The following is a 19,708-nucleotide window of genomic DNA, read 5'->3' as shown; positions in this document are numbered from 1 at the left end:
TCGCTTGCAGCCCAGGGCATTCTGCCCCAAGCTCTGCCTTCCGACCGCCATGGACCGCTGCGTACGATGCCCAGACGCCACCGCTACCTGATCGCCGTGTTGTTGCTGATCCTGGTGTCGCTCGCCATCGTTTTCCTGCGCCGGGACGATAAGCCCGCGCCACCGGTACTGCCGCCACACAGCTACGGCAAGGCACTGCGCCAGGCCCATGACGGCCTGCCAGGTGCCGCCCGGGTGCTTTACCAACAGCTGCAACGCGATGACCTGACGCCGATCCGCCGCGCCGCACTGTATGCCGAATTACCCAACTACCCCTCGCCGCAAGCGCTCAAGCTGGCGCGCCTGGACCTGGAAAACGACGACCCGCTGGTGCGTCGCGCAGCCATTGCCAGCATCCGCAAGCTACTGCCGCCCTCTCAGCGCAGCCTGGTGCTGGGGCCGTTGCTGGACGATGACGAACAGAGCGTGCGCTTCGCCGCCGTGGACGCATTGCTGGGTCTGGACCCCGATGCCATCGGCCTGTACTTCGGCCCGTTGCAGAGCGCACTGGAGCAATACCAGCAAGCCCTGGAAAAACAACCCGACGACGCCGAGGCCCAAGTGCACCTGGCGCGCCTGTACTTGCACGAGAACGACTACGATCAGGCTGCCGCGGCCCTGCAGCGCAGCCTCGCGGTGGCCCCGGAAGGCCTCGACGCCCTGGCCACACAGGTGCGCCTTCTGGAGCGCCAGGGCCAGCACGAGCAATCCCGCCAGGTGCTGGCCAAGGCCCTGGCGCTGCGTCCGGACTCAGCGTTCCTGCAATACGAGCTGGGGCTCTGGCTGATCCGCCATGATCAGCGTGAATACGCCCTGCTCGCCTTGTCCCGCGCGGTGGAACTGGAGCCGGAGAATGCCGACTATCGCTACACTCTGGCGGTCACCTTGCATGAGCTGGACCAGTCCGATGCTGCGCAAAAACAACTGGAAACCCTGCTCAGCCGCCAGCCAGCCAACCGCCGGGCGCGGGTGCTGCTGATCCAGTACTGGAAAGCGTCCGGCCAGTTGCAGAATGTCCAGGTCTTGCTGGCTGAACTGGAGCGGCAGAACCCGGACGATCCCTTCCTGCAGCAGGGGCTGTGACTGGCATTGGCCAGTGGGTTGCCGAAGGGGCCGGTTCAGTCGCTCAGCATCAGCAGGGCCTGGCTCATCAGGCTGGCCAACGCGAACGGCTTGAGCATCAGCGCCGTGCCGGGCGCCTCGGACAGTTGCGGGTCCAGCGGTTGGTCATTGAACCCGGTGATGAACAGAATTTTCTGCTCCGGCACAAGCATGCGCATCGCCCTGGCGACCTGCCGCCCACTGAAACCTCCGGGCAGGCCGATGTCGGTGATGACCAGGTCGAACGGGCCGTGGTGGCGGAAGCGATCAAGCGCCGAATTCGCATCCCTCGCATCGCACACGTCGAAACCACGTTCCTGCAGATACTCCTTCATCACCGAACGCAGGTTTTCATCATCATCTACCAGCAGCACCCGTTGGCCACTGGCCCGGGTTACCGCCGGAACCGGCTGCGGGGGCTGCTGCGCCACGTGTTCAAAGCATCGCGGAAACAACATGCAGACCTTGAAACCGTGGTCAGGTGCTGATTCAAGCCATACGTGGCCACCCGACTGGCCGACGAAGCCATACACCATCGCCAGGCCCAACCCGGCACCGTGACCCATGGGTTTGGTGGTGAAGAACGGCTCGAATGCCCGCGCCAGATCCACTTGGGGCATACCATGGCCATCGTCGATCACATACAAGGCGACATAGTCACCAGGCGGGACACCTTGGTCGTCGGGGCTCGCCGCCTCCAGGCGCTTGTTGATCGTACGCAACGTCACCACGCCACGGCCAAGGCACGCCTCGCGGGCGTTGGCTAACAGGTTCACCATGGCGGTTTCGAGCTGCGCAACATCCAGGCAGACTGCCCAGGGTTGTACGTCCAGCTCCAAGCCCAGTAGCATTTCAGTGCCCAGCACCTGATGCAACAGCGGTTCCATGGCGGCCAGCTGGCGATTGATGTCCACCGGCTTGGGTGACAGCGGCTGATGACGCGAGAACGCCAGCAGACGGTGTGTGAGCTTCATCGCGCGCTGTACAGAATCGCTGGCCAGGGACACATAACGGTCGATGTGCTCCAGGCACCCTTGCTCCATGCGTCGTTGCAACAACTCCAGGCTGCCGCCAATACCCGACAGCAGGTTGTTCATCTCGTGGGCCATGCCTCCGGCCAGATGGCTGACCGCATCCAGCCGCTCGGTTACCCGTAAAAGGCTATCGGAGTGGCGCAAGATATCTTCATGTTCCTGCGAAATGTCCCGCCCTACGGCCGTCAGCAGCGTGCCGTCGAAACTCGCCGTCCAGCGAAACAACCGGTAGTGCCCGTCCTTGTGGCGTAACCGCGTCTCGAGCTGCTCAAGCCCGCAGTCGTTGACGAACTCCATCACCGCCACCTCAACTTCGGCTCTGTCCGCAGGATGGACCAGTTCCAGGATCGGCTTACCGACCACCTCGCCTTCGGTCCAGCCCAGCACGCGCTGCCAGGTCGGGTTGGACGCTTGCAGCCGCAGGTCGGCAGTCACGGCGATCATCGCATCGCGAGAAAGTTGCCAGATGTGATCACGATCGGCCAAGACGGACTGGATCTCGCGCTCGAACGCCAATGCCTGCTCGCGCCACTGATGATGCGTGTCGACGCTGGCGCTGGTTTCGATCACCGTATGCAGAAACCCGACCACTTCGTGCTGTTCATCGCGTAACGGTGTGTAGCTGAAGACATAGCAGGCTTTGTTGCCCGTTTGCTTGTTCGTCAGCCATAGCGGCTGGTCTTCGCCAAAGATCGCCCCCCCTTCAAGCACCTGGAACACGCAAGGGCCAATGACCTTCCAGGCTTTTGCCCACAGTCTGTCGAACGCCTGCCCCAGGGCGTGACCGTCACATTCGAGCAAATTCGCGTAAGCATCATTGTGAACCACGGTCATCCCGGCGCCCCAGACCACCGCGCAGGGAAACGGCGAAAGCACCATCATGTCGACTGCGATACGCAACGGTGCCTGCCAATGCGGCAGCGGCCCGAGCGGGCTGTAACACCAGTCGAACCGCGTGACCTGCTCAGCCATGCCCGCTGCCGTTGCCGGCCGCGTGGCGAGTTCCATGCCTTGGGCTGAAGGTTTGCGCGGCGTGTCGTTTACCAGCACTGTCGTTTCCACCGTTGCGTTGGGATGAAGATTCCGTTTGCGCATCATCTGCCCGACCATCTGCCACTGCAATAGCTGCGCATCCAGCGTGCGCAGGCAGCGACCACCAGCATAGGCCCGTTACCGAAGTAGCGCCTTGGCAAACGGAAGCTATGCTTAACAGGTTTTCCCCGCGCCACTGACCCCATTGCCCCACGACGACAGACCCGGGAGCGAGGTGATGAGCAAGAAGATTCTGGTAGTACTGACCAACACGGCCAAGTACCCGAGCCTGAAGCGGGCCACGGGCCTATGGCTGGGGGAAGCCGTGCACTTTGTCGAGGTCGCGCTGAAAGCTGGGTATGAAGTCGATTATGTGAGCCCGAATGGCGGCTATGTACCCATCGACCCGCATAGCCTGCAAATGGCCCCGGAGCTGGACTGGCAATGGTATGACGACACATCGTTCATGAACCGTCTGGGCGCAACATCAAGCCCAGGCGAGGTCAGGGCAAGTGATTACTGCGCCATCTACTACACGGGCGGCCACGGTGTCATGTACGACTTCCCCGACAACCCGCCATTGCAGGAGCTGGCACGCAGCATCCATGAAAACAACGGCGTGGTTGCCGCGGTCTGTCACGGCGTGGTCGGCCTGTTGAACATCAAGCTCAGCGACAACAGCCTGCTGCTCAAGGACCGGCAGGTCACCGGGTTTTCCAATACCGAAGAAAAACTGGCAGAGCTGGACAAGGTCGTGCCCTTTCTTACCGAGACCGAACTGATTGCCCGGGGCGGCAACTACAGCAAGGCCGACGAGCCGTGGAAGCCGTTCGTGGTTTGCGACGACCGGCTGATTACCGGGCAGAACCCAGCCTCGACGAACCTGCTGGCCGAGCAGGTCATTGCTGCCCTTTCGCGGCGATGAGTCCTACACCTCAGCAGCGTAGTTCACCAAGCACGCATGGTTATGGATTACAGCAAGTACAGTAATTGATTCATAGGCTCACCACTTGGGCTGCCCATCTCGGGCAGCTTGGAAACTGGGGGCCGAACATTCATGTCGAGAATCAAAACTGCTGGGCAGGGTTTGATAGAACTGTTGCTGACTTTGGCAATAAGCCTGCTGCCGGTCGGCACCGGGCTGATGGTCATGCTTTATCAGCAGGACAAGAAGCTTGAAGAAACCGCACGAATCTCTGTGAAGGAAGCGATCTATTCCGTGGACCTGGCACTGGATCGCATACACGCATCCGCGTCTGCTGCACTGAAGTTGGCAGGGACCGCCTGCGAGAGTGCCCTGCCGCAATTGGTCGATCAGGTCACGAAAGCGCCGCATCTGCGTTCGTTGGCTTTGACCGTTGATCGCCGCACCTATTGCAATACCTTGAAAACGCCTTTTCCACCCGATGACATTTTCCCGGATACTCGTTCGCAATTTCGTCTGGTGCTGGATGCGCCAGCAACACCCAATGCGGTTCTGCTCGCCTATCAGCTGAGTGAGAATAATAAAGGGATCATTGCCACGTCCTATGGCCTGTTGCTGCGCAATGAGTTGCGGGCATTTCAGACGGGGCTGACGTTACTGCTCGAATTTGATGAGTTTTACATCTGGGCCGACGGCGATAGCCGCGATGCAACGCGCCCATCACAAGTCGAGTTTTACCAGGAGGGGGTCTCGAGCAAGTATGGCTATACCGTCAAGGCAGGCTATGCCCACGGCTATGCGGCACACCAGACACACCAGACATTGAAACAGCTTTTCCCTATCTTGGCGCTGATAGGCGTCATTACCGGCTCGATCACGTACTGGGGCCTGTTCAGGCAACGTCGCCAGCGTGCTCGCAGCGCCGCCAGCAAAGGCTGACGGCGCCACAATTCACTCATTCGGCATTGAGCACGCCGCGGCGCACCTGGTCACGCTCGATGGACTCGAAGAGGGCTTTGAAGTTGCCTTCACCGAAACCGTCATCCCCTTTACGCTGAATGAATTCGAAGAACACCGGGCCAAGCAGGGTTTCCGAGAAAATCTGCAGCAGCAGGCGCTTGTCACCCGGCTCGGAAGCGCCATCCAGCAGGATGCCACGGGCCTGCAGCTGGTCGACTGGCTCGCCATGCCCTGGCAGGCGCTCTTCGAGCATTTCGTAATAGGTCTGCGGCGGTGCGGTCATGAATCGCATGCCAAGGCCCTTGAGGGCATCCCAGGTCTTGAGCAGGTCATCGGTGAGGAAGGCCACATGCTGGATGCCTTCGCCGTTGAACTGCATCAGGAACTCTTCGATCTGCCCTGCACCCTTGGATGACTCTTCATTGAGCGGAATGCGGATCATGCCGTCAGGCGCGGTCATGGCCTTGGAGGTCAGGCCGGTGTATTCGCCCTTGATATCGAAGTAGCGGATCTCGCGGAAATTGAACAGCTTCTCGTAGAAGCCAGCCCAGTAGGCCATGCGCCCGCGATAGACGTTGTGGGTCAGGTGATCGATGATCTTCAAGCCTGCACCCGCCGGGTTGCGATCAACACCCTCGATGAAATTGAAGTCGATATCGTAGATCGAGCTGCCTTCATCGAAACGGTCGATCAGGTAAAGCGGAGCACCACCAATGCCCTTGATGGCCGGCAGGCGCAGTTCCATCGGGCCGGTTTCGATCTCGACTGGCTGGGCGCCCAGCTCCAGGGCCCGGGCGTAGGCTTCATGGGCGTTACGCACACGGAACGCCATGCCGCACACCGACGGGCCATGCTCGGCGGCAAAGTAAGAGGCGATGCTCTTTGGCTCATTGTTGAGGATCAGGTTGATGCCGCCCTGGCGGTACAGGTGCACGTCCTTGGAGCGGTGAGTGGCCACCTTGGTGAAGCCGAGCATCTGGAACACCGGCTCCAGCACGCCTGGTGTCGGCGAAGCCAGTTCGATGAACTCAAAGCCCATCAGGCCCATTGGATTGTCAAAGATATCAGCCATGTTCGTACCCTCATCTGCAGCGGAAATTAATGATTGCGTAGGATGTGGAACGGCGATGGTGGAGAGCATGGGATACCGCGCACGCTGCGGGCGAGGAAGTCACCAATGATCAGCTTGAACCCATGGTATGTCATATGGACCCATTCTCTGCGAGGGTTGACCCTTCAGAAACGAAGGACCTTATTGTTGTATTCGTAAACCGATTCTACAGTGCGTAAATTGCTTTGTCGCGCTTTAGTTCGCCACCTGCGCCGACAAACGGCTATCCTCAACACGTCCATCATCAGGAAGATCCCCCAGCATGCCGCTCACCGCCAAACGCCCCGCTCGCTGGAGCTGGCGCACGCTGCTGCCCTGGATCGTCAGCGTGGTGCCGCTTGCCTGCGGCCTGGCGGTAATGAACTGGCAGATCGAGCGCGAATTGCGCGCCAGCAGCGAGGCGACGACACGCCAGCTGATCGAACATGTCGACCATATTCTGGACAACCTGGCCAATGCCGCGCTGACCCTGCTGCCACTGGCCGGCACCCCCTGCGCAGATGCACAGCTGGCCTTGCGCAGCCAGGTCACGCGCAATGCCTTCGTGCGTTCGACCAACCTGTTCCAGCACCATAACCTGTACTGCAGTTCGCTGTTCGGCGATTTCGACGAACAGGTCGAGACCAATGACTACACCGATGGCCGGCTATGGCTGATGGATGGCAATTCGGTAACGCCTGGCCATCCCCTGCTGGTCTATCGCGCCAGCGATGGCGACCGCGGCGCGATCACCACCGTCGATGGCGACCATCTGCTCACAGCCTTGCGCCTGATTGGCCCGGAGGAAACCCTGCAGATCCGTGTCGGCAAGGCCTGGATGGGCAAGGACGGCGTAGTGCATGAAGGCGTGCCACCGGCAGCCGCCGCCGCCGATGTGACGCTGGGCTCGACCCGCTACCCGTTCAGCGTGCACGGCGGCTACGAAGCCGGCAAACAAGGTGAAGTGCTACGCAGCCACTACCCCGCCCTGCTCAGCCTGCTGCTGGTACTCGGCGTGGTGGCCGGTTGCGCCTGCCGCTGGCAGATTCGCCGGGCCAGCTCGCCGCGTGCCGAGCTGCGCCGGGCGCTGGAGGCGGACGAGTTTCTGCCGTACTTCCAACCCGTGGTGCGCAAGGGCGACTACCGCTGGGCCGGAGCTGAAGTGCTGATGCGCTGGAACCATCCCCGTGAGGGCCTGGTGCGTCCGGACCTGTTCATCCCCTATGCCGAACACAGCGGCCAGATCGTCGCCATGACCCGTGCCCTCATGCTGCACACTGCGCAAAGTCTTGCCCCCTACACCGCGCTGTTGGAGGACGGTTTCCACATCGGCATCAACATTACCGCCGATCACTGCCGCGACCTGAGCCTGCTCGACGACTGCCGCACCTTCCTCCAGCATTTTCCCCCAGGGCGAGTCCGGCTGACCCTGGAGCTGACCGAGCGCAAGCTGCTTGAAGCCACACCGGTAGCCCTCGAACTGTTCACCAAACTGCATGACATGGGGGTGATGATCGCCCTGGATGACTTCGGCACCGGCCAGTCGAGCCTCAATTACCTGCGCCAGTTCAAGGTCGATTACCTGAAGATCGACCAGAGTTTCGTGGCCATGATCGGTGGTGACGCGCTGTCGCAACACATACTGGACAGCATCATCGAACTGTCCGCCAAGCTGGGCCTGGGCATCGTTGCCGAAGGGGTGGAAACCGACGTGCAGCGTGACTACCTGGCACGCAGCGGGGTGGACTTCCAGCAAGGCTATCTGTTTGCCCGGCCGATGCCGGCGGCCGACTTCCTCAAGGCACTCGCTACCCACCCGGCGGCTGCGCGGTTGCCGCAAGACGCGGCCCCTGAGATCATGCGCGGCTGATCCACCCGCTCACTCCCTATCCGAGGCATTCGTGTCAAAAGGCATTATTTCGTCGGTCATGGCGTCCTGTCTGTTCGCCGTGATGTATTTCTATACCTCCTTGCTGTCGCCGCTCGACGGCGAAGAGATCTTTGGCTGGCGCACGCTGTTGACCCTGCCCTGCCTCACCCTGTTCATGTTGGCCAGCAAAGACTGGAAGCGCGTCGGTGAACTGCTCGCCCGCGTGCGCCGGACGCCGACCCTGCTGCTGGGCATGGTCGGTACCTCGTGGTTGATGGGGGTGCAGCTGTGGCTGTTCCTCTGGGCGCCGTTGCACGGGCGTAGCCTGGAAGTGTCGATGGGCTATTTCCTGCTGCCGCTGGCAATGGTGCTGACCGGGCGCCTGGTGTATGGCGAGCGCTTGTCACGCCTGCAACAAGTGGCGGTCGGCTGCGCCGCGCTGGGTGTCGGGCACGAGTTGTACCAGAATGGCAGCTTCGCCTGGGAAACCTTGTTGGTGACGATCGGCTACCCGATCTACTTCGTCTTGCGGCGACGCTGCCGCACCGACCACCTGGGTGGCCTGTGGTGCGACATGTGCCTGTTGCTGCCCTGGGCGCTGTATTTCGTCACCCAGGGGCCGTTGACGACGGCCGATCTGCACCAGCACCCAGGCCTGTATGCTCTGATTCCACTGCTAGGGGCGATCAGCGCCTGCGCACTGATCGCCTACGTGCTGGCCAGCCGCCTGTTGCCGTTCAGCCTGTTCGGCCTGCTCAGCTACGTCGAGCCGGTGTTGCTGGTGGGCGTCGCCCTGCTACTGGGCGAAACCATCGGCCCGGATCAGTGGCTGACCTACCTGCCGATCTGGGCCGCGGTGCTGGTGCTGGTGCTTGAAGGCTTCAAGCACCTGATGCGTCAGCGTCGGCGCTCGGTGTAAGGCGCACCTGGCGTACCCGGCGCTCCTCCACCGCCACCACAATCATGCGCCAACCGTTCCAGGCCAACTGGTCACCCACCACCGGCAGGCGGTCCAGCAAGCTCATCACCAGTCCTGCCAGGGTCTGGTAGTCCTCGGTGGCGCGGGCGCTGAAGCCTGTGCGCGCCTGGACCTGGCTCAGGTTCAGGGCACCACTGACGACAAAGCTGCCATCTTCCTCGATGATCGCCGGGCCTTCCACCTCGCTGGCATCCGGCAACTCACCGGCGATCGACTCGAGGATGTCGGTCATGGTCAGCAGACCAGTGAAATCGCCGAACTCGTTGATCACGAAGGCAATGTGCGTTGACTGGCTACGCATTTGCTCGAGGGCGTTGAGGATGCTGAAACTCTCCAGCAGGTTCAACGGCGCCCGGGCCATGCGCTCCAGGTCCGGCTGACTGCCGGTCAGCAGCTCCTTGAGCAGCTCCTTCTTGTGCACGAAGCCCAGCGGTTCCTCGATATGGCCGTTGCGAATCAGCGGCAGGCGCGAGTACGGCGAGTTGGCCAGCGCCTCGGTGATGGCATGCGCGGGTTGCGCCAGGTCGATCACATCGACTTCGGCGCGCGCGGTCATCACCGTGCGGATCGGCCGCTCGGCCAGGTTCAGCACGCCGCTGATCATCACCCGCTCACGGCGGTCGAACAGCACCTGCTCTTCGCCCCCTTCGACCAGGTCGGCGATTTCTTCGCCCACCTCGTCAGCCTCGACCCGGCGGCCACCCAGCAGGCGCAGCACCGCATGCGCGGTACGCTCACGCAGTGGCCGGTGCTGCTGCAGGCTGCGCTTGCGGCGGGCACGGGCCAACTGGTTGAACAGCTCGATGAGAATCGAGAAGCCAATGGCCGCGTACAGGTAGCCTTTCGGGATATGGAAGCCCAGGCCTTCGGCGGTGAGGCTGAAACCGATCATCATCAGGAAGCCCAGACACAGCATGATCACCGTCGGGTGCGCGTTGACGAAACGGGTCAATGGTTTGCTGGCGACGATCATGATGCCGATCGAGAAGATCACTGCGATCATCATCACCGACAATTCTTCGACCATGCCAACGGCCGTGATCACCGCGTCCAGCGAGAACACCGCGTCGAGCACGACGATCTGCGCCACGATCGACCAGAACAAGGCATGACGCACGGCTCCCGTAGCCTGGGTGGCATGCCCTTCCAGGCGTTCGTGCAATTCCATGGTCGCCTTGAACAGCAGGAACACACCGCCGAACAGCATGATCAGGTCACGGCCAGAGAAGCTTTTGCCGAACACTTCGAACAGCGGTGCGGTCAGGGTGACCATCCACGAGATACTGGCCAACAGGCCCAAACGCATGATCAGCGCCAGGCTAAGGCCGATGACCCGCGCGCGGTCGCGCTGATGCGGTGGCAGCTTGTCGGCGAGGATGGCGATGAACACCAGGTTGTCGATACCCAGCACCAGCTCGAGGACGATAAGCGTCAACAGGCCTAGCCAGGCCGTAGGATCAGCTAGCCATTCCATTAGCGGGTACTCACGAAGAAGGCGTCACGCAGACGAAGGGGGGATGGCCGGGACGGCCAGGGACTGGGGGGTTCCGCGAAGGTGCTCATATAGGCCTTGATTGAAAAAGGAAAGACGATGCTACAAGCACAGCAGATTTTTCTGATAGCGCGAAACTATTACAAAACCTGTAACCAGCTTTCAGGGGACTTTTATTCAATACCACCGCTGCGCAAGGCTAGAGGATGGCGGCATTCATCAATCCACGGAGTTACGGAAATGAGCCTGTCCCTTTCCATGGCCGCATTCGCCCTCGCCGCTTCGATCTCGCCCGGGCCGGTCAATGTCGTCGCCCTTGGCAGCGGTGCCCGCCATGGCTTGCGAGCGAGTATGTGGCATGTAACAGGCGCGACGCTGGGCTTCTGCCTGTTGCTGGTGCTGGTCGGCCTGGGGTTGCATGAACTGCTGTTGCGCTGGCCGCACCTGGAGCTGGCGCTGCACTGGGGTGGCGTGGCGTTTCTGCTGTACATGGCCTGGAAGCTGGCCAGCGATGATGGTCAGCTGGGTGGCTCGGATCAGCCACGTGCTCCCTCGGCCTGGCATGGCGCAGCGATGCAATGGCTCAACCCCAAGGCCTGGCTGGCTGCGGTGGCGGGTGTGGGCGCCTACACCGGTGGCGAACAGCATCTGTTGTGGTTGTTCAACTGGATCTATGGGCCGATCTGTTTCGTCTCGGTCGCCTGCTGGGCCTGGGCCGGGAGTGTGATCCGCCAGTACCTGCGGGAGCCGCGGTATCTACGGTTGCTGAATCGGGGGCTGGCGGTGTTACTGGTGGGGAGTGCGGTTTATCTGCTGGTTTGATGTCGCCAGTGCCGGCCTATTCGCGGCTAAAGCCGCTCCCACAGGGACCGCGCCGGATCTGAAGCTGGCGCTATGCCTGTGGCTTTAGCCGCGAAGAGGCCGGCACTGCATCTCGGTAATGCCCGGGTGTCGCCGCCAGGTGCTGTTTGAACGCCCTCTGAAGATGCGCCTGGTCGGCAAAACCTGCCTCCAGTGCCACGTCGGCGATCGCCCTGCCCTTGCGCAGTTGCGCCCGCGCATGCTGCACCCGCTGATCCAGCAAATAACCGTGAGGGGTCAGGCTGAAGCGCTGGCGGAACGCACGGATCAGATAGGACCGGGACAGGCCGCACGCCGCGCAGATATCTGCCAGGCCAAGCGGGTCGCTCCGGTGCGCACGAATGAATGCCGCAGCAGCATCCAATTGCGGATGTTCGCTTGGCAGCTTGTGCGCATTGGGGTGCAAATAGCCGGGAAGATCGGCAAAAAAAGCGGCCAGCCGTGCTTCTCGATCATTCAACTCGGCGTCGAACAGGTCGGCAAACAATTGCAGCAGCCGGCTGTACAACCCAGCAGAGGCGCTGAACGTCTGCGCAGGCAGGACGAAGCCCCGAGCCAGCAACCACGGCATGTCGACGAACAGCATCAGGTACGACCAGGGCTGGCCGGCGATCGGGTTGCAGGTGTGCACCACACCCGGGTTCATCAATACCGTGGTACCGGCCATTACCTCGACCTGACTGGCGCCGCTCAGGTAGGTACTGCGCCCGCCAGTGATCACGCCGATGGAAAAGCTCTCATGGGAATGCGCGGCATAACAGACCTTGCGCCCATCCCCCACGCGCCGGGCTTCGACGAAGGGCAATGCCGGATCCCGCCAGAACCGCGACACCTCGATCATCGCCCGGCCCTCATTCGCCGCCGTGCTGCACCACTACCAGCAGCTGCGCCGGCTGCGCGCCGACCGAGCGCAAGCGGTGCGGTGTCTGGGCATTGAAGTGCAGTGCATCGCCCTGCTCCAGCAACACCCGCTCATTGATGAAGTCGACCTCCACCTGGCCGGCGTGGACGAACAAGAACTCCTCACCGTCATGCTCTTTGAAGGTCGGGTCGCTGAACTCGGTCGGCGGCTTGATCAGGAACGGCAACAGGCTGTGCTGCCCGAACTGCCGGGTCAAGGCTGCGTAGCCCGGCCCATGGCCATCGCCCACCAGCGGCTGACGCTCGCCCTGGCGTACCAGGCTATAGCGGCTCTGGGCGGCCTGCTCCTCGGCGAACAAATCTTCGACGTTGACATTCAGCGCCCGCCCCAGCTTCAGCGCAGCAGCGATGGACGGCGTATTCAGGCCACGCTCCACCTTGGACAGGTAGCTCTTGGTCATGCCGGACTTCTCGGCCAGCGCCTCAAGCGTGACACCAAGTTTTTTTCTCAATACTTTCAATCGGTTAGACATGCGACGCGATTTTCCCGGGTCCACAGGCTTGCTTATGACACTTTGTGTCATATAGGATTATTTGTGTCACGCACCGACAGATTCCTCGACCGACCAAAGCTTCGGAACCGGCCAGCGCTGACATCGCTCATCACGCCACAGAGGAAAACCCCATGGCCAAGACCCTGACACTCAGCAAGGACCAACTGGTCCAGCAGGCGCTGACGCAGATGCAAGGCTCGCTTGCCGATAATACGTGGACTGTACGAGAAAAGCTGGCCCTGACCTGCCGAATTCTGTTCGATCATGGCCACGACTCCGGCCTGGCCGGGCAGATCAGCGCCCGCGGCCCGCAACCCGGGACTTTCTACACCCAGCAGCTGGGCCTGGGTTTCGATGAAATCAGCGCCAGCAACCTGTTGCTGGTCAACGAGGACCTCGACGTGCTCGAAGGCCAGGGCATGCCCAACCCGGCCAATCGCTTCCACAGCTGGGTGTACCGCACCCGGCCGGATGTGAACTGCATCATCCATACCCACCCGACCCACGTTGCCGCCCTGTCGATGCTGGAAGTCCCGCTGCAGGTCTCGCATATGGACCTGTGCCCGCTGTACGACGACTGTGCCTTCCTTGAAGCCTGGCCTGGCGTGCCGGTGGGCAACGAGGAAGGCGAGATCATCAGTGCCGCACTGGGGGACAAGCGCGCCATTCTGCTCTCGCACCATGGCCAGCTGTCCACCGGCATCAGCATCGAGCAGGCCTGCGTGTACGCCCAGTTGATCGAGCGCGCCGCACGCCTGCAACTGCTGGCGATGTCGGCTGGCACCCTCAAGCCCATCGACCCGGCACTGGGCCGTGAAGCCCACGACTGGATCGACCGGCCCAAGCGCCATGCCGCTGCCTTCAACTACTTTGCCCGGCAGTGCCTGCGCACCCACGCCGACTGCCTGAACTGAACCCTGAATGCCTTGCTTGCGGAGCCTTTTAAAATGACCACTGAAATCCACGGCATCATCGGCTACACCATCACCCCCTTCAGCGCTGGTGGCGAACAGCTCGACCTGCCCGCGTTGCGCCAGTCCATCGAACGCCTGATCGACGGCGGCGTGCAGGCCATCGCGCCCTTGGGCAGCACCGGCGAAGGGGCCTATCTCAGCGACAGCGAATGGCAGCAGGTGGCCGAGTACAGCCTTGCGCAGATCGACAAACGGGTGCCCAGCATCGTCAGCGTGTCCGACCTGACTACCGCCGGTGCCGTGCGACGCGCCCGTTTTGCCCAGGCCCAGGGCGCCGACGCGGTGATGGTACTGCCGGCCGCCTACTGGAAACTCAGCGAAGCCGAGATCCTCCAGCACTACCGCGCCATCGGTGAGGCCATCGATATCCCGATCATGCTCTACAACAACCCGGCCACCAGCGGCACCGACATGTCGGTGGAGCTGATCCTGCGCATCGTCCGCGAAGTGGCCAACGTGACCATGGTCAAGGAAAGCACCGGCGACATCCAGCGCATGCACAAGCTGCATTTGCTGGGTGAAGGCCAGGTGCCGTTCTACAACGGCTGCAACCCGCTGGCGCTGGAAGCGTTCGTGGCCGGGGCAAAGGGCTGGTGCACGGCAGCGCCGAACCTGATTCCGGCACTGAACCAAGGTTTGTATCAGGCAGTGCTGAAGGGAGACCTGGCGCAGGCCAGGGCGCTGTTCTATCGGCAGCTGCCCTTGCTGGATTTCATTCTCAAAGGCGGGTTGCCGGCAACCATCAAGGCCGGGCTAGAAATGACCGGCCTGTCAGTGGGCGAACCGCGGCGACCCGTTTTCGGTCTGGACGCGCCAGGGAAAGCGACCTTGGCAGCATTGTTGGCAAAGCTGGCTGATTGAAAACCTGCACCGGCCTCTTCGCGGGTAAACCCGCTCCCACAGGATCCTGACAAGCTTCAAGGGCGGTGCAGTACCTGTGGGAGCGGGTTCACCCGCGAAGGGCCGGTGCAGGCAGTACAACTAGTTCAAGGCATCACCGGGGGCACGTATTGCAAGGTAGTGCCCAAGGCCCAGAGCAACACCAGCACCAACGGCACATGCACCAGCAACTGCACGAACGAGAAGCCTATCAGATCACGCGCCTTGAGCCCCAGCACGCCCAGCAGCGGCAGCATGTAGAACGGGTTGATCAGGTTCGGCAACGCCTCGGCAGCGTTGTAGATCTGCACCGCCCAGCCCAGGTGGTACTGCAGGTCGTTGGCCACCAGCATCACGTAAGGCGCTTCGATGATCCACTTGCCTCCCCCTGACGGGATGAAGAACCCCAGCACGGCAGAGTAAACGCCCATCAGCAGCGCGTAGGTGTCATGGGTGGCGATCTGGGTGAAGAACAGCGAAATGTGGTGGGCCAGGGTCTGTTCATCCACCCCCTTGACCTGGGTCAGGATCGCTGCGATCGAGCCGTACAGGGGGAACTGGATCAGCACCCCGGTGGTGGTCGGCACGGCGCGGGCCACGGCATCGAGGAAGCTGCGCGGTCGCCAGTGGAGCAAGGCACCGAGCATGATGAACAGCAGGTTATAGGTGTTCAGCCCGGAAATCGCCGTTATCGCCGGCTTGGTGGCGAACTCCTGATACAGCCAGCCAGCGGCCAGGGCCACCAGCATCAGTATCAGGATCGGACTGTGCTCCAGCCATTCACCGGGGCGGGTACGCCTGGCTGGCGCTGGCGCGGTAAAGCTGGGGTCGACGCCACAGGCTTCGGCGCTACGCGCACTGTTCGGGCCAGGCGCCGTGGCATAGGCGATCACCAGCGAGACGATCACCAGGGCTGCCAGCATCACGCCAGACTGCCAGAGAAAAATGGTCTCGGTGAACGGGATCACGCCCGTGATCGACAGGATCGATGGCGGCAGGCTCGCCGGGTTGGCCTGCAACTGCGCGGCCGAAGACGAAAGGCCCAGCGCCCAGACAGCGCCCAGGCCCAGGTAGGCGGCAGCACCTGCGGCGCGATAGTCCATCTTCAGCTCGGTACGACGGGCCAAGGCACGGACCAGCAGGCCGCCAAACACCAGCGACAGCCCCCAGTTGAGCAGCGAGGCCAGCATCGAGATCAGCGCAACCCAGCACACCGCCGACCGGCCATTGCCGGGGATGCGCGCCAGCCGGTCGATCAGCCGGGCCGCCGGTGGCGAGCTGGCCACCACGTAGCCGCCGATGACCACGAAAGCCATTTGCATGGTGAACGGGATCAGGCTCCAGAAGCCATCGCCGAACGCTTTGGCAGTGTCGGTCGGCTTGGCGCCCATGGCCAGGGCGCCGATGCACACCAGCAACACGGCGAGGGCGGCGAATACCCAGGAGTCGGGGAACCAGCGTTCGGCCCAGTTGGAACAACGCAGGGCAAAGCGGGCGGAGCGGCTGTCTTGGATTTCAGCGGCCACGGTTACTTCCTTTTATTGGTCTTATCGGATACATCAGTAAAAACACAAAACCCCTGTGGGAGCGGCCTTGCGTCGCGAAAGGATCGCGAAGCGGTCCCGCGATCTCAGCATCGGTGCTGAAATCGCGGGGCTGCTTTGCAGCCCATTCGCGACGCAAGGCCGCTCCCACAGGGGGGACAGTGTGATGCTTTAGAAGGTCATTTCCTTTACATCATCCGGCACGATCAGCTTGCCGGCGGTTTTCTCGATGATCTCCTCGACGCTCACCCCCGGCGCGGTCTCACGCAGGATGAAGGCGCCGTCTTCGATCTCCAGGTAGGCCAGGTCGGTCAGGACCTTGCGGATGCAGCCGGCACCGGTCAGCGGCAGGCTGCAACGCGGCAGCAGCTTGGACTCGCCATCCTTGGAGGCGTGGGTCATGGTGACGATGATGTTCTCGGCACCGGCGACCAGGTCCATGGCGCCGCCCATGCCCTTGACCAGTTTGCCAGGGATCATCCACGAGGCGATGTTGCCTTCCACATCCACTTCGAAAGCGCCCAGTACAGTCAGGTCGACGTGGCCGCCACGGATCATGGCGAACGATTGCGCCGAGTCGAAGATCGACGCGCCACGTCGGGCGGTGACAGTCTGCTTGCCGGCGTTGATCATGTCGGCATCGAGGGTGCTTTCGGTGGGGAATTCGCCCATGCCGAGCAAGCCGTTTTCGGACTGCAACATCACGTCCATGTCGGCCGGTACATAGTTGGCCACCAGGGTCGGGATGCCGATGCCGAGGTTGACGTAGTAGCCGTCCTTCAGTTCACGGGCGACGCGTTGCGCCATCTGTTCGCGGGTCAGTGCCATGGTCAGGATCTCTTTGTTGTTCTGATGGACGGCGCTCAGGCCTTGACGGTGCGCTTTTCGATGCGTTTTTCGAAGGTGCCGACGATCACCCGGTCGACATAGATGCCCGGGGTATGGATTTCGCTGGGCAGCAGCACGCCCGGCTCGACGATTTCTTCCACTTCGACCACGGTGATCTTGCCAGCGGTGGCCGCCAGCGGGTTGAAGTTCTGCGCGGTGTTGCGGTACACCACGTTGCCGTAGTGGTCGGCCTTCCAGCCCTTGACGATGGCGAAGTCGCCGGTGATGGACTCTTCGAGGATGTACTTGCGGCCCTTGAACTCGCGCACTTCCTTGCCGTCGGCAACCGGGGTGCCGTAACCGGTCGCGGTAAAGAAGGCCGGGATGCCTGCACCGCCGGCGCGCATTTTCTCGGCCAGGGTGCCTTGCGGGGTCAGTTCGACTTCCAGCTCGCCACTGAGCAGCTGGCGTTCGAATTCGGCGTTCTCGCCAACGTAGGAGGCAATCATTTTGCGGATCTGCCGGTCTTCCAGCAGAACGCCCAGGCCGAAGCCGTCGACACCGCAGTTGTTGGAGACCACGGTCAGGCCCTTGACGCCAAGGCGCTTGATTTCGGCAATCAGGTTTTCGGGGATGCCGCACAGGCCGAAGCCGCCGGCCAGTACCGTCATGTTGTCGGTCAGGCCTGCCAGGGCCTCTTCATAGGTTGCTACGCGCTTGTCCAGTCCGGCCATGCTGATCCGCCTTTTGTAGTTGTTGAACCGACGAGGCTGTCGGTGAGCGTGTGAAGCCATCTTCACCGCTGGCGACTGATTTGTTAATTTTGTTTTCATCATCGATTGATAACTTTTCCAAAACAGCGCTCGAGACTGTCATGAACGTCAAGCAACTGCGTGCCTTCGTCACCGTAGCCAAGTACCAGAGCTTCGCCCAGGCCGGTGAACACTTGCATGTGTCGCAACCGGCCCTGAGCCTGACCATCAAGGCGCTGGAAGACAACCTCGGCGGCGCCCTGCTCACCCGCACCACCCGCAGCGTCAGCCTGACTGCCGAGGGCGAGGTGCTGCTGCCGCTGGCCCGGCGCCTGCTGGCCGACTGGGACGACACCGAAGAGATGCTGCGCCAGCGCTTCACCCTGCAGCTTGGCCGCGTCTCGGTGGCGGCGATGCCAGCCTTTGCCGGCAACCTGCTGCCGCAATCGCTCAAGGTGTTCCGCCAGCGTTATCCCAAGGTCAACGTCACGGTGCACGACGTGATCAACGAACAAGTGCTGGAACTGGTGCGCCATCGCCGCGTCGAACTGGGCATCGGTTTCGAGCCGGATAACAGCGAAGGCCTGAATTTCCACCCGCTATACATGGACCGCTTCGTCGCCGTGGTGCCGGCAGACTCGCCACTGGCTTTGCAGTCCGAGGTCACCTGGGCGCAGTTGCTGGCCGAAGACTTCATTGCCTTGCAACGCCCGTCGGCAGTGCGTCTGCTGCTGGAGCAGAATGTCGCGGCGCGCCACGGCAAGCTGGCGGTGGCCTTTGAAAGCCATCAGCTTTCGACCATCGGCCGCATGGTTGCCAGTGGCCTTGGCGTGAGCGCTGTGCCTGCGCTGTGCATCAACCAGATGCAGGAACTCGGCGCACGTTGCGTGACGCTGGTAGAACCCACGGTGGAACGGCGCATCAGCGTGATCGCCCTGGCCGACCACAAGCTTTCCACTGCAGCCCAGGCGCTGCTCGACGTATTGCTTTCCCATACCCAGACTCCGGAGGTGACATGCGTTACGTGAAACTGGCAGGTTGCAGCGTGCCGGCCATTGGCCAGGGCACCTGGTACATGGGCGAAGACCCGTCGCACAGGGCCGCCGAAGTGGCGGCCTTGCAACAAGGCATCGAACAGGGCCTGACCCTGATCGACACCGCCGAGATGTATGCCGAGGGCGGCGCCGAAGCCGTGGTCGGCCAAGCCATCGCCGGGCGCCGTGACCAGGTGTTTCTGGTCAGCAAGGTCTATCCGCACAACGCCAGCCGCCGCGGTGTGGCTGAAGCCTGCGAGCGCAGCCTGAAGCGCCTGGGCAGCGAAATGATCGACCTTTATCTACTGCACTGGCGCGGCCAGTATCCGCTGGAGGAAACGGTCGAGGCCTTCGAGCGCTTGCGCGAGCAAGGCAAGATCGGCCGCTGGGGGGTGTCCAACTTCGATGTCGACGACCTGCGCGAACTGCACAACCCGGATTGCGCCACCAATCAGGTGTTGTACAACCCGGCGCAGCGGGGCATCGAGTTCGACCTGTTGCCCTGGAGCCGCCAGCGCGGCTTGCCGACCATGGCCTATTGCCCGCTGGCCCAGGCCGGGCGGCTGTTGCAGCACCCGGTGCTGAGCGAAATCGCCGAGCGCCATGGCGCAACGCCGGCGCAGGTCAGCCTGGCCTGGGTGACGCGGGAGAATGACGTGATTGCCATTCCCAAGGCTGTATCTGCCGAGCATGTGCGGTTGAATGCGGCTGCCGGGGCGTTGACCCTGACCCTTGAAGACCTGCGGGCGATGGACCGGGCGTTTCCGGCACCGACGCGCAAGCAGCATCTGGCGATGGTCTGACAGACCGGGTTGGTTTCTTCGCGGGTAAAACCGCTCCCACAGGTACGGCGCCGGCTTCGAAAACTGTGCTGACCCTGTGGGAGCGGGTTCACCCGC

The 19,708-nt window shown here is 62.2% G+C and carries 18 protein-coding genes; 10 read left to right on the top strand and 8 right to left on the bottom strand.

The window, feature by feature from the left end; translation table 11 throughout:
- Nucleotides 1-66 precede the first annotated feature (66 nt).
- A complete protein-coding gene (locus CQW31_RS05360; protein WP_099813979.1) occupies nt 67-1,122 on the top strand; it encodes a tetratricopeptide repeat protein in 1,056 nt (351 codons plus the stop codon).
- Nucleotides 1,123-1,157: 35 nt separating this feature from the next.
- Here CQW31_RS05360 and CQW31_RS05355 read toward each other — a convergent pair whose 3' ends face one another.
- Nucleotides 1,158-3,224, bottom strand: a complete 2,067-nt coding sequence (locus tag CQW31_RS05355; protein ID WP_371858364.1) for a response regulator — start codon at nt 3,222-3,224, stop codon at nt 1,158-1,160.
- Between the two features lie 220 nt (nt 3,225-3,444).
- Between CQW31_RS05355 and CQW31_RS05350 the strand changes: the two genes are divergently transcribed.
- Nucleotides 3,445-4,131 (top strand): type 1 glutamine amidotransferase domain-containing protein, encoded by a 687-nt coding sequence (locus CQW31_RS05350; RefSeq protein ID WP_099813977.1) that lies wholly within the window; start codon nt 3,445-3,447, stop codon nt 4,129-4,131.
- A gap of 132 nt (nt 4,132-4,263) precedes the next feature.
- Nucleotides 4,264-5,070, top strand: a complete 807-nt coding sequence (locus tag CQW31_RS05345) for a CSS-motif domain-containing protein (RefSeq protein ID WP_099813976.1) — start codon at nt 4,264-4,266, stop codon at nt 5,068-5,070.
- Between the two features lie 16 nt (nt 5,071-5,086).
- On the opposite strand, the gene hppD is transcribed toward CQW31_RS05345, so the two are convergent.
- The gene (hppD, locus tag CQW31_RS05340; RefSeq protein ID WP_054885310.1) at nt 5,087-6,163 is read right to left on the bottom strand and encodes a 4-hydroxyphenylpyruvate dioxygenase; all 1,077 of its coding nucleotides are present in this window, start codon (nt 6,161-6,163) and stop codon (nt 5,087-5,089) included.
- A gap of 301 nt (nt 6,164-6,464) precedes the next feature.
- On the opposite strand from hppD, the gene CQW31_RS05335 reads away from it, so the two are divergent.
- Nucleotides 6,465-8,051 carry a cyclic diguanylate phosphodiesterase gene (locus CQW31_RS05335; RefSeq protein WP_099813975.1) on the top strand — a complete coding sequence of 529 codons (1,587 nt, stop codon included), beginning with the start codon at nt 6,465-6,467 and terminating at the stop codon, nt 8,049-8,051.
- Between the two features lie 31 nt (nt 8,052-8,082).
- Nucleotides 8,083-8,970 carry an EamA family transporter RarD gene (rarD, locus tag CQW31_RS05330; RefSeq protein WP_054885312.1) on the top strand — a complete coding sequence of 296 codons (888 nt, stop codon included), beginning with the start codon at nt 8,083-8,085 and terminating at the stop codon, nt 8,968-8,970.
- On the opposite strand, the gene CQW31_RS05325 is transcribed toward rarD, so the two are convergent.
- Nucleotides 8,933-10,504, bottom strand: a complete 1,572-nt coding sequence (locus CQW31_RS05325; protein ID WP_099813974.1) for a TerC family protein — start codon at nt 10,502-10,504, stop codon at nt 8,933-8,935. The genes rarD and CQW31_RS05325 overlap by 38 nt on opposite strands.
- Nucleotides 10,505-10,762: 258 nt before the next feature.
- On the opposite strand from CQW31_RS05325, the gene CQW31_RS05320 reads away from it, so the two are divergent.
- Nucleotides 10,763-11,344, top strand: a complete 582-nt coding sequence (locus tag CQW31_RS05320) for a LysE family translocator (RefSeq protein WP_099813973.1) — start codon at nt 10,763-10,765, stop codon at nt 11,342-11,344.
- Nucleotides 11,345-11,414: 70 nt separating this feature from the next.
- Here CQW31_RS05320 and CQW31_RS05315 read toward each other — a convergent pair whose 3' ends face one another.
- Nucleotides 11,415-12,224 carry an AraC family transcriptional regulator gene (locus CQW31_RS05315; protein ID WP_099813972.1) on the bottom strand — a complete coding sequence of 270 codons (810 nt, stop codon included), beginning with the start codon at nt 12,222-12,224 and terminating at the stop codon, nt 11,415-11,417.
- 10 nt (nt 12,225-12,234) lie between these two features.
- On the bottom strand, nt 12,235-12,777 hold the full coding sequence (locus CQW31_RS05310) for a helix-turn-helix domain-containing protein (protein ID WP_099813971.1): 543 nt from the start codon (nt 12,775-12,777) through the stop codon (nt 12,235-12,237).
- A gap of 152 nt (nt 12,778-12,929) precedes the next feature.
- Here CQW31_RS05310 and CQW31_RS05305 point away from each other — a divergent pair, with 152 nt between their 5' ends.
- Both CQW31_RS05305 and CQW31_RS05300 read left to right on the top strand, forming a co-directional pair.
- The gene (locus CQW31_RS05305) at nt 12,930-13,712 is read left to right on the top strand and encodes an aldolase (RefSeq protein WP_099813970.1); all 783 of its coding nucleotides are present in this window, start codon (nt 12,930-12,932) and stop codon (nt 13,710-13,712) included.
- A 33-nt stretch (nt 13,713-13,745) separates the two neighbouring features.
- Nucleotides 13,746-14,633, top strand: a complete 888-nt coding sequence (locus CQW31_RS05300; protein ID WP_054885318.1) for a dihydrodipicolinate synthase family protein — start codon at nt 13,746-13,748, stop codon at nt 14,631-14,633.
- A gap of 125 nt (nt 14,634-14,758) precedes the next feature.
- Here the strand turns inward: CQW31_RS05300 and CQW31_RS05295 are convergent, their stop codons facing one another.
- The 3 genes from CQW31_RS05295 to CQW31_RS05285 all read right to left on the bottom strand — a co-directional run bounded on the left by CQW31_RS05295 (nt 14,759) and on the right by CQW31_RS05285 (nt 17,757).
- Nucleotides 14,759-16,177, bottom strand: coding sequence for a short-chain fatty acid transporter (locus tag CQW31_RS05295; RefSeq protein ID WP_099813969.1), 1,419 nt, complete (start codon nt 16,175-16,177; stop codon nt 14,759-14,761).
- Nucleotides 16,178-16,366: 189 nt separating this feature from the next.
- Nucleotides 16,367-17,023 (bottom strand): CoA transferase subunit B, encoded by a 657-nt coding sequence (locus CQW31_RS05290; RefSeq protein ID WP_027916751.1) that lies wholly within the window; start codon nt 17,021-17,023, stop codon nt 16,367-16,369.
- 35 nt (nt 17,024-17,058) lie between these two features.
- Nucleotides 17,059-17,757 carry a CoA transferase subunit A gene (locus tag CQW31_RS05285; protein WP_054885320.1) on the bottom strand — a complete coding sequence of 233 codons (699 nt, stop codon included), beginning with the start codon at nt 17,755-17,757 and terminating at the stop codon, nt 17,059-17,061.
- Between the two features lie 140 nt (nt 17,758-17,897).
- Here CQW31_RS05285 and CQW31_RS05280 point away from each other — a divergent pair, with 140 nt between their 5' ends.
- Entirely contained in the window at nt 17,898-18,803 is a 906-nt protein-coding gene (locus CQW31_RS05280) for a LysR family transcriptional regulator (protein WP_054885321.1), read from the top strand.
- Nucleotides 18,791-19,612 (top strand): aldo/keto reductase, encoded by an 822-nt coding sequence (locus CQW31_RS05275; protein ID WP_099813968.1) that lies wholly within the window; start codon nt 18,791-18,793, stop codon nt 19,610-19,612. Before CQW31_RS05280 ends, CQW31_RS05275 begins: the two co-directional genes overlap by 13 nt.
- The last annotated feature ends 96 nt before the right edge of the window (nt 19,613-19,708 follow it).

The organism is Pseudomonas sp. 382, from assembly GCF_002759075.1.
GTDB lineage: Bacteria > Pseudomonadota > Gammaproteobacteria > Pseudomonadales > Pseudomonadaceae > Aquipseudomonas > Aquipseudomonas vlassakiae.
The sequence above is the reverse complement of the archived record's forward strand: the minus strand, read 5'-3'. Positions and strand labels throughout refer to the sequence as shown.

Coding starts and splice junctions, on each gene's coding strand:
- CQW31_RS05360 (WP_099813979.1), top strand. CDS start 67: ATGCCCAGACGCCACCGCTACCTGATCGCCGTGTTGTTGCTGATCCTG.
- CQW31_RS05350 (WP_099813977.1), top strand. CDS start 3,445: ATGAGCAAGAAGATTCTGGTAGTACTGACCAACACGGCCAAGTACCCG.
- CQW31_RS05345 (WP_099813976.1), top strand. CDS start 4,264: ATGTCGAGAATCAAAACTGCTGGGCAGGGTTTGATAGAACTGTTGCTG.
- hppD (WP_054885310.1), bottom strand. CDS start 6,163: ATGGCTGATATCTTTGACAATCCAATGGGCCTGATGGGCTTTGAGTTC.
- CQW31_RS05335 (WP_099813975.1), top strand. CDS start 6,465: ATGCCGCTCACCGCCAAACGCCCCGCTCGCTGGAGCTGGCGCACGCTG.
- CQW31_RS05325 (WP_099813974.1), bottom strand. CDS start 10,504: ATGGAATGGCTAGCTGATCCTACGGCCTGGCTAGGCCTGTTGACGCTT.
- CQW31_RS05320 (WP_099813973.1), top strand. CDS start 10,763: ATGAGCCTGTCCCTTTCCATGGCCGCATTCGCCCTCGCCGCTTCGATC.
- CQW31_RS05315 (WP_099813972.1), bottom strand. CDS start 12,224: ATGATCGAGGTGTCGCGGTTCTGGCGGGATCCGGCATTGCCCTTCGTC.
- CQW31_RS05310 (WP_099813971.1), bottom strand. CDS start 12,777: ATGTCTAACCGATTGAAAGTATTGAGAAAAAAACTTGGTGTCACGCTT.
- CQW31_RS05305 (WP_099813970.1), top strand. CDS start 12,930: ATGGCCAAGACCCTGACACTCAGCAAGGACCAACTGGTCCAGCAGGCG.
- CQW31_RS05300 (WP_054885318.1), top strand. CDS start 13,746: ATGACCACTGAAATCCACGGCATCATCGGCTACACCATCACCCCCTTC.
- CQW31_RS05290 (WP_027916751.1), bottom strand. CDS start 17,023: ATGGCACTGACCCGCGAACAGATGGCGCAACGCGTCGCCCGTGAACTG.
- CQW31_RS05285 (WP_054885320.1), bottom strand. CDS start 17,757: ATGGCCGGACTGGACAAGCGCGTAGCAACCTATGAAGAGGCCCTGGCA.
- CQW31_RS05280 (WP_054885321.1), top strand. CDS start 17,898: ATGAACGTCAAGCAACTGCGTGCCTTCGTCACCGTAGCCAAGTACCAG.
- CQW31_RS05275 (WP_099813968.1), top strand. CDS start 18,791: ATGCGTTACGTGAAACTGGCAGGTTGCAGCGTGCCGGCCATTGGCCAG.